The sequence below is a fragment of the Oceanobacter mangrovi genome, from assembly GCF_019740315.1.
GTDB classification, from domain to species: domain Bacteria; phylum Pseudomonadota; class Gammaproteobacteria; order Pseudomonadales; family Oceanobacteraceae; genus Oceanobacter; species Oceanobacter mangrovi.
On the sequence record NZ_JAHXZR010000005.1, the window covers coordinates 353,374 to 361,704 of the forward strand.

The 8,331-nt window shown below is 49.2% G+C and carries 10 protein-coding genes; 2 read left to right on the forward strand and 8 right to left on the reverse strand.

Translation table 11 applies throughout. From position 1 onward, the window contains the following. Positions 1-86 precede the first annotated feature (86 nt). Entirely contained in the window at positions 87-2,186 is a 2,100-nt protein-coding gene (locus K6123_RS13195; protein WP_221798445.1) for a multicopper oxidase family protein, read from the forward strand. A gap of 53 nt (positions 2,187-2,239) precedes the next feature. Here the strand turns inward: K6123_RS13195 and K6123_RS13200 are convergent, their stop codons facing one another. The 3 genes from K6123_RS13200 to K6123_RS13210 are packed head-to-tail and all read right to left on the reverse strand — an operon-like array spanning position 2,240 to position 3,443. Then, positions 2,240-2,536 carry a hypothetical protein gene (locus tag K6123_RS13200; protein ID WP_221798447.1) on the reverse strand — a complete coding sequence of 99 codons (297 nt, stop codon included), beginning with the start codon at positions 2,534-2,536 and terminating at the stop codon, positions 2,240-2,242. A gap of 41 nt (positions 2,537-2,577) precedes the next feature. Next, positions 2,578-2,976 carry a hypothetical protein gene (locus K6123_RS13205; RefSeq protein WP_221798449.1) on the reverse strand — a complete coding sequence of 133 codons (399 nt, stop codon included), beginning with the start codon at positions 2,974-2,976 and terminating at the stop codon, positions 2,578-2,580. A 56-nt stretch (positions 2,977-3,032) separates the two neighbouring features. Then, positions 3,033-3,443, reverse strand: a complete 411-nt coding sequence (locus K6123_RS13210) for a hypothetical protein (RefSeq protein WP_221798451.1) — start codon at positions 3,441-3,443, stop codon at positions 3,033-3,035. Positions 3,444-3,623: 180 nt separating this feature from the next. Between K6123_RS13210 and K6123_RS13215 the strand changes: the two genes are divergently transcribed. Beyond that, entirely contained in the window at positions 3,624-3,968 is a 345-nt protein-coding gene (locus K6123_RS13215) for a cupin domain-containing protein (RefSeq protein WP_221798453.1), read from the forward strand. Between the two features lie 96 nt (positions 3,969-4,064). Here K6123_RS13215 and K6123_RS13220 read toward each other — a convergent pair whose 3' ends face one another. From K6123_RS13220 to K6123_RS13240, 5 genes are all read right to left on the reverse strand, one after another. Next, positions 4,065-5,156: a TRAP transporter substrate-binding protein gene (locus K6123_RS13220; protein ID WP_221798455.1), complete on the reverse strand. Its 1,092-nt coding sequence runs from the start codon at positions 5,154-5,156 to the stop codon at positions 4,065-4,067. A gap of 319 nt (positions 5,157-5,475) precedes the next feature. After that, a complete protein-coding gene (locus K6123_RS13225; RefSeq protein WP_221798456.1) occupies positions 5,476-5,778 on the reverse strand; it encodes a DsrE family protein in 303 nt (100 codons plus the stop codon). Between the two features lie 169 nt (positions 5,779-5,947). Next, a complete protein-coding gene (locus K6123_RS13230) occupies positions 5,948-6,364 on the reverse strand; it encodes a GFA family protein (RefSeq protein WP_221798458.1) in 417 nt (138 codons plus the stop codon). A 291-nt stretch (positions 6,365-6,655) separates the two neighbouring features. Further along, positions 6,656-7,564, reverse strand: a complete 909-nt coding sequence (locus K6123_RS13235) for a hypothetical protein (protein ID WP_221798460.1) — start codon at positions 7,562-7,564, stop codon at positions 6,656-6,658. Between the two features lie 164 nt (positions 7,565-7,728). Continuing rightward, the gene (locus K6123_RS13240; RefSeq protein ID WP_343223998.1) at positions 7,729-8,304 is read right to left on the reverse strand and encodes an integrase core domain-containing protein; all 576 of its coding nucleotides are present in this window, start codon (positions 8,302-8,304) and stop codon (positions 7,729-7,731) included. Between the last annotated feature and the right edge of the window lie 27 nt (positions 8,305-8,331).

An 8,331-nucleotide genomic window follows, 5' to 3' on the forward strand; every position in this document is an offset into this window, starting at 1 on the left:
CCGTGGACAGGAGGTTCAGGAGTACTCAATAGCAGTATGTCTGACGGCATAAAAGACAAAAATGAAAACCCTCAAAGGATTCAGACATGCTATTTACCAAAGCGATTAATACCGCTGCACTCAGTCTGGTTATTATATCGACCTCGTCCTGCGCATCGACGACCGATAAACATACCAGCCACGGAGTAAAATTTGCCGCCGACGAGTGCATCAGCAGACAGCAAACCAGCCCTGGACATTCAAGTCTGGCAGAGCCGCTAAAATTGAAACGTGATACCAGCGTGGCAGGCGAAGTCCGCTTTGATATGACGATTGATGAAGTCACCAACCAGTTATTTAACCCGACAACGGGTGATTGCGATACCGTCGAGCTACGCGCCTATATGTCTGCCGAAACAGACCCCAAAGCCCCGTATGTAGCGCCGACCATTGAAATGAAACCCGGCGAAACAGCCAGGGTAACGCTTCGCAACCATCTCGATCCGGATGCCAGTTGCGAAGGACATCCGGAAGATCCCAATACGCCTCATTGCTTCAATGGCACCAATCTCCATACCCACGGCCTGTGGATCAGCCCCTCTGGCAATAGCGATAATGTGCTGATCAAAATCAATCCAGGGGTCGACTTCCAATACGAATACAACGTACCGGTCGATCACCCGGCAGGTACCTTTTGGTACCACCCTCATTTACACGGCTCCACTGCGCTACAGGTTTCCAGTGGCATGGTTGGCGCCCTGATTATCAAGGGCGAACGACAACCCCAGGTAAAAGCAGGCAAGCTGGTAAAAACCGGCGACCTCGATGTATTGCTCACCGGCTTCAAGGATCGCACGCTGGTCATGCAGCAAATTGCCTATGCCTGTTTTGACAGCGATGGCAACATCATCAAAAACAGTGCCGGACAATGGGTGTGCAGCGCAGGTCAAACCGGCGAAATACGCAACTATGAAGACCAGTTTGGCCCTGGCAGCTGGCCAGCCTCAGGCCGTTACACCAGTATCAACGGCGTGGTGTTGCCAACCATCCAGGACGTCCCGGTTGGCGCTGTTGAGCGCTGGCGCATGATTCACGCCGGTGTCCGCGACACCATTGATCTGGTTTTCTGTAAAGCAGAAGCGGTCGAAAATGAACGGTTATTCATGGCCAAAACCAACCCGGAAGCATTACTGCAAGCCAACTGTTTCGATGCTCGTGACAAACTTAATTTTCAGGTTGTTGCAGCTGATGGCCTGACGATGGAGCAGGCGCAAGCGACTGGAGAATTGACTTTCCAGCCCGGATATCGTTGGGACTTGCTGGTGCAATTCCCGGAAATGGGCGACTGGTACATGATCGACCGGGCCGCTACGGCGCAAGGCAATATCAATGCAGACCAGCCAACACCGCGATTCCTTGGCCTCGTCAAGGTAATCAACAACACCCAGGCTCCGACCAGCCTGACAGACCAATTGATCGCCTCTGCCCGGCTGTATATTGATCCTGCAGCGCAACCAAAAGTAATTAATGATCTCGAAAACGGCCTGAAGCTGTCTTCCTTTGTGCCGCATCGCAGTCTGTTGAATGATCCTCAACAGGAATTCGGACGTCAGGAGCTGGGGTTCAATATCGACACAACAACGACCACGACACCGCTGTTTATGGTGGCTAACCAATTACCTGAAAACCCGGATTTTGACCCACAGCCATACTCACCCGACCGCATTGATCGCGACTTGATACTCGGGGCAAAAGATGAGTGGTATCTGGGCTCCGCGTTTGTCGGACACCCGTATCACATCCACGTCAACCCCTTCCAGATTGTGAAAATCCTCAACCCTGCAGGAGTCGATGTCACCGCCGAAGGAGTCGATGACGTTTCATTTGAATACTACGCCGACAGCTCGTCATTACCCGACTGGTATGCAACGCTGGAGGACTGTAAAGCCAGGGTTACAGAGAATGGTGGCAGTTGCCAGCTCGCACTGGATTCCGAATATCGGGGCCTGAAGGGTATTTGGAAGGACACTATTTTTGTTAAACAGGGCTACACCATCATCGCCCGCACAGAGTATCGCCGCTATATCGGCGAGTTTGTGCTGCATTGCCATATTCTGGATCACGAAGATCAGGGCATGATGCAAAATGTCCGGATTTCTGTCGGTGATGGCAAAGGTGCTCCTGCCATGGCACACGGCAAGCATTAATCCTGCTGGATAACCACCATCCCACAGATGGTGGTTTTATCTATCGCCGAAGCTCAAGGCATTGGCGAGGGTTCACCCAGCAGGCTATAACCAGCTCCGATGATTGATGCCAGTACAAGAATACCAATCAGATTGACCAACACACTGGTTGGGCCAGATGCATGATCGTATTCCCCCAGTCCAACCTCGGGATATTTGCCCCAACTCAGTAAGCGACAGATAACCCAGCCAATCGACCAGCCGATGCGTTCGATCATCAGCTCCCAGGCTAAAAAATAGAGAATCCGCGCAGTCCAGACCAGCACGTGTAGCAGGAAGCGAAAAATTCCCTCTCCAACCAGATCTTCCATGATTATTGGCGTTCCGTTATGTCTGTTTCTGAGGTTCGGACTTACAGCGCCATCCGTTTACGCAGCTCTTCATAGGCCTGCGGATTGGCTTCGCGCAGCTTGTCGATGTCATCAAGAATCCGCTTCAGCCGGTTTTCCCGACTTTGCTGCTTCACTTCAGCAACCCTGGTCGTAATCGTGTGTAACTTCTCCAGCGCTTGTTGTGCCTTGGCGCTGTTAAGATCCTGCTTGTCCACCAGATCCAACAATACCTTGTTGATCAGACCCAGTTGCTCACCATAGGAAGCGATTTCGAAGACTTTCTCTTCTACTTCGGCATCACCGGCCTGTGGCTGGATATGGTCGGTAAACCAACTGGTGGTGGGGGAAATATCCTGGGCGACATTACCGCTCCAGGGCATATTAAGTTGTGGGGCCCAGAAGAACATCCATGGGAACATAGGTCAGCCTCCTTGCATTGTTGGCCAGGCAACCCGGATACGAAAGCCGGTTGCCGCTAATGAGATTCCATCCAGTCTTGCGCCTCTTTACGGCTGTCAAAGAAACGCACGCGGCCGTATATGCCGCCAGATAACGCTGTCCACTGCTGGGTTGTCACAGCTTCCTGATCGCGCCGGATAATAAACACGATCATCAGCCGGGGATATTGCTGCAACAGCCCTCGGTCGAGCTGGGAAATCGCTTTTACTTCATCCAGAGAAATAATACTTTCTGTGGTCCTGCTTTTATCAATCACCTTGTACTTCAGCAAGGCGTTGTCATATTTTTCATGAAACGCCATGTTTGCATAAATAATATCGGCACCATAGATTTGGCCGATCAGGCTAAACTCAACACAATGGCCGTCTGCAGTACAACTGGTTTCGATTGGCATGTCATCCAATTCCTGGCGATTCACGTCAGTCATCCAAGCTACCCGCGTGACTATTTTCAATCAATTAGCCAAATTTACGATAACACCTCATACACCCCGGCCTCACCACATCAGCCGCAGTGCTGGGCTTCAAATTCAGGTCGCTGGCAGACAAATCTGCCAAACTCACGCTACCTAGAATAACGCCAGCTATCTCATATAACTGGAGCCAAGATGTCTGACTTTATTACCGTTTTGCGCGAGACCTGCCCGGTACCTGTGGTCGATGCCACCAAGTGGACGCGTATCGAGGGCGAACCTCACACCGTTAACCTGAACGCCTATCAGTCTGCCGACGGCAGCAAAATCATGGGTACCTGGATCTGCACGCCAGGCAAGTTTGAAGTGAACTATGAAAAGTGGGAGTTCTGCCATTTTCTGGATGGATATTGCATCATCACGCCAGAAGGCGAAGAACCAAAACACCTGAAAGCCGGTGATGTTTTTGTGATTGAACCCGGTATGAAGGGCACCTGGGAAGTGGTTGAAACCGTGCGCAAGTACTTTGTATTTGCCTGATCACTTGCACCAGACAGCAGCGTTTATCCGCAATTATCGCTGGTAAACGCTGCCAGCAGCTCCCCGCCAATAGTGACGAGGAGCTGTCACCAGCGATTATTTGGCTTCGCTGGTTTCCAGATAGGCCTTCACTGAAATATCGGTCCAGGCGCGGACTTTCTTCAGGTATTCCGCCTGAGATTCCACAATACGCTTGGCCAATTCGTCCTTTTGGGTCATTTCCGCCAGCAACTCATCGTTAGCCTTGCGCATGGCATCCATAACCGGTTTCGGCAAGTCACGCACCTTGATGTCCGGGTTATCTTTCAGCATCGCTTCCCAAGCAACCGCGTTGGCATCAATGGCTTGTACGTACATGTCAAAAGCAGCAACGCGGAAAGCAGTTTCCAGAATCACGCGCAGGTCTTGTGGCAGCGATTCCCACTTCTGCTTGTTCACCAGGAACTGGGTTTCAGAACCAGGCTCATGCCATGCAGTGTAGTAATATGGGGCGATTTTCTGGAACCCCATACGCAGGTCAAATGCTGGACCAACCCATTCCAGCGCATCAATGGTACCGCGCTCCAGCGCCATCGCCATTTCACCCGGGGCGATATTCACCGGACTGGCGCCAACGCGAGCAAAGATCTCACCAGCGAAGCCAGGGATACGCATTTTCAGACCTTGCAGGTCATCGAGTGAGTTGATTTCTTTCTTGAACCAACCGCCCATCTGAATATCCGAGTTACCACCCGGGAACGACAGAAGGTTGAATGGTGCATACACTTCCTGCATCAGCTTCATACCGTCACCACGGTAGAACCAGGCGTACTGTTCGGTAGTCATCATGCCGAACGGCATGGAGGAGAAAAACAGGGTATTAGGCACCTTGCCTTTCCAATAATAAGAGGTTGAATGGCCGAGGTCGTACTGACCTGAACGCACCATATCAAACACACCAAACGGAGCCTTATGCTTGTTGGCGGAGTCAATCTGAATCTGCAGACGGCCGTTAGACATCTCTTCCGCCAGCTTGGCCATATTCTTGCTGGCATCACCCAGAATCGGTGTACCCGCAGCCCAGGTTTCTGCCAGCTTGAGGCGATAGACTTTTTCAGCGGCGTTGACAGAAAACGAAAGGACTGCAATGGCAGCCACACCGACAGCCTTCACAAACAGGCCGGCTTTATTGTTGTTTTTGGACTTCATCGATACCTCGTGCGGTGATTGAGCGTTCCCTTCGTTGAACACCCACAAATAAAACGCCCGTATGAACGGCGTACTAACGGGCGCAACACTTTACCCGCATCGGTTTGGTGATGCCATCCACCTGGTCAAATGCGGCCCGGTTTGCGTCTGGTATATATGTGTAGATTTTTAATGACTCAGATTGGTGCCATAAAGAGTTGCCATGCAGCCGCGCGGGATCTGCATAATCCATCAAAACCTGGACACCAGAAAACAAGAAAGCCCGCAGACCTGTATCTGCGGGCTTTCTTATGTCAGCTCGTTTCCAGCAATCAATGAATCAGGCGCGGATATAGGCCCAGCCTTGTGCTTGCTGGTGAGCCAGATATTGAACCGCCGCCGCCACCTCCCTGACGCCCTCCTGAGCAGTCAATTCCTGCCCACGCAGGCTGTTGCCACACAGCACCAGTCGGCTGAGAATATCAGCATCCGTCAGAGTTATGGCGAGTGCCACGGCCGGGCCGTTTACTACGATTTCCACTTCCGCATCAGCTTCCAGCTTGAGCAGGTTACGGGCGTTATTCTGGGCCCGCTTGAGGGCCTCTGCCGTGGGAGCGTGAATCAGCAGTCGGGTTACTGCCATAACATTATCCTTCTGAAAGATCAGAGCGCCTGGGCGATCTGTTGAGTCGTTTGCTGTAGTTCATCAGCCAACCATGACACAGCGGAGCGACATGACAAAGAGCCGAGCGGTGTTTTACCGCCGTCGTTATAGGCAAGATAACACTTGTAGGTCCAGTCTTATCAGGTAATCAGCCTCCCATGCCGGGCGGCAAAATATCAAACTTTGGCACACTTTCAGGAAAGACCGCCCACGATGGTGCTGACGATGCGTAAATTGACATTCTCGGAGTGAACGGGTTACTTACCAGTGAAGTGGCAGATACCGAATAAAAATTTCCGGCAGTTACCTCTGCGCACAAAGCCGTGCTACAAGTACCGCAGAAGTGATAATTAACATCTTTGCCTGAATTACCAGTACGTGTGTAGGATAACGGTGCTCCCTTTGTAAACCTAAAATTATCTACTGGCACCCAAAGCCCAAACCATTTGTCTGAGCCGGTGAGCGCCTGACACTCTTTGCAATAGCAAAAAACAGAATTTATGGGATCCTTTTCAAAGCAATATTCAATATCACCACAACTACAACGTCCAATGTGTTTTTCCATGTTGTCTCCGATCTGCTTGATGTTTAACGCCTGTCAGCAAAGGAAGCAAATTACTGTACACCCCGACTGTGTGACAAGCCTTGTCTAAACATCTTCAAATCTAATACCGTGAATTTGTGTAGCACACGCCCCCTCAAGCAATGGCATAAAAATAACTTCTTCATCAGGCTGACGGCCACTGTTTGAATATAATATTATTGCATCCACAACCAGTGTGGATAGGATTATGGCAATTGGCGAGCCCAAAAACCTCTCGCCAGGGTGGCTAGATTATTAGACAGAGCATCAGTTTCAATCAACCTTACCAGTCGCCTCATCATAAATACCCACTATTGTTTCAGAAGTTATATTCTGTAAATCCAGGATAGAGTACTGGAAATTATATTTATCATCCAAAACATTTTTCAACTCAGAGAAATCAGCCAAATCATAAAACGTATCATCAAGTTTCAAATAACTACCATTTTGAATCAAATACACAAAGAAAATATGTTTTGCCTTAACACACATCTCTAACATACGCTCAATACGTTTGTTAAACATCGTATTAATTAATGGTATATTTCCCTCTGGCACCCTAATTCCTTTTGACTTTTCATCACTGGCAAGCTCATGCCAGTTGTAGTGTGCCAGCACAAAATTATGCTCTTTATCGAGAGTATAATAACCAAATGTAGAATCGAGATACTGGTTTATTTCTGCACCCTCTACAGATTTCACCAAGGAATTTATTTCGTCATAGCTACTTGTCTCAAACTTAATCCCCTTGCCTCTCTCAGAATCCTGAAACGCCTCATATTTCTTACATACCGCATGCGATTCATCATCATAACTCATTGACACTTCAGGGTTTCTAAAAATACTGGCAACGGAAACCGGAGGAAAAAATCCACTATCAAACGGCAAGCTTGGCTGGGTATAACCAAGCTTGTTTTTGATCATCATTTTAGTATGACACCTGAACCCGACAGGTATAATAACCACCTCCCCTGTCTCAAGTAGCTCCTTTAGCTTTTCATTACTCAAAGGCTTTTTAAGCTTCTCAAGCTTTTCTTTATATTCCAAATATTTTTGTTTAATCAATGGACCAGAAGGACGTTCCTTGTAGGCAATTTCCATCAATTCATATGCAACCTGAACATCACTTTTCTCAAACGACAATGCCAGATCTCTAATTGCTCTAATCGCCTTCGGGTGCATATATTTACCTTTCAAAAAAACCAGAAACTTTCATAAAATCATGACTACGAGTCAACATTTTTGTGTAGGGCACTTTAGTAGTCAACTAATTCCGGACTCTATCTTAAGTTTTGTTTCCGCTACGAGGAGGCTGATCCTCACCCGCTTTTCCGGACACATTGCAGTTATCCATTGATCGCCTCGTACTCTAACGGACTCATGTATCCCAAGCCAGAGTGCAGGCGGGTTCTGTTGTAGAAGCTATCGATATACTGTTTGAGCGCCGACTTTAACCCGGAGTATGTCTTCCAGGTATTGCCGGTTAACTTTTCCGCTTTCAGGCTGTGAAAGAAAGACTCCATCGCGCCATTGTCAGTACACTTTCCCGGTCGGTTCATGCTCGCAATCATCCCTTTGCTCCCAAGCCATTTCTGCACTGCCTCAAGTAAACGATTTGGATGCTTGCTGTAGTACTCTTTCGTGCCTTTTGGAACTGGCTTGTAAAGTCGTGAACAGCGGCCTCGCATTTCATACTGCTGCATCAATCTCGCCACCCGTTTCTCGCCAACCCGGATTCCCTCGCGTCTTAGCTCCCTATGCACCCAGGGAGAACCATAGATGCCATCACTGCCTTCACGGTGTACTTGACCAACTGTCGGTCTGTTCTGGTTGAATAACCCGGACACCTCAAGAAGAGATAAACTCTTCTCAGCCAGAGGTGCCAACCATGAGTCAGAAACGCAGTTACAAACAGTACCCACAAGAATTTAAGGATGAAGCCGTTGCTC

Bases quoted from the DNA above. Each gene is read 5' to 3' on its own strand.
- K6123_RS13195 (WP_221798445.1), top strand. From the start codon at position 87: ATGCTATTTACCAAAGCGATTAATACCGCTGCACTCAGTCTGGTTATT.
- K6123_RS13200 (WP_221798447.1), bottom strand. From the start codon at position 2,536: ATGGAAGATCTGGTTGGAGAGGGAATTTTTCGCTTCCTGCTACACGTG.
- K6123_RS13205 (WP_221798449.1), bottom strand. From the start codon at position 2,976: ATGTTCCCATGGATGTTCTTCTGGGCCCCACAACTTAATATGCCCTGG.
- K6123_RS13210 (WP_221798451.1), bottom strand. From the start codon at position 3,443: ATGACTGACGTGAATCGCCAGGAATTGGATGACATGCCAATCGAAACC.
- K6123_RS13215 (WP_221798453.1), top strand. From the start codon at position 3,624: ATGTCTGACTTTATTACCGTTTTGCGCGAGACCTGCCCGGTACCTGTG.
- K6123_RS13220 (WP_221798455.1), bottom strand. From the start codon at position 5,156: ATGAAGTCCAAAAACAACAATAAAGCCGGCCTGTTTGTGAAGGCTGTC.
- K6123_RS13225 (WP_221798456.1), bottom strand. From the start codon at position 5,778: ATGGCAGTAACCCGACTGCTGATTCACGCTCCCACGGCAGAGGCCCTC.
- K6123_RS13230 (WP_221798458.1), bottom strand. From the start codon at position 6,364: ATGGAAAAACACATTGGACGTTGTAGTTGTGGTGATATTGAATATTGC.
- K6123_RS13235 (WP_221798460.1), bottom strand. From the start codon at position 7,564: ATGCACCCGAAGGCGATTAGAGCAATTAGAGATCTGGCATTGTCGTTT.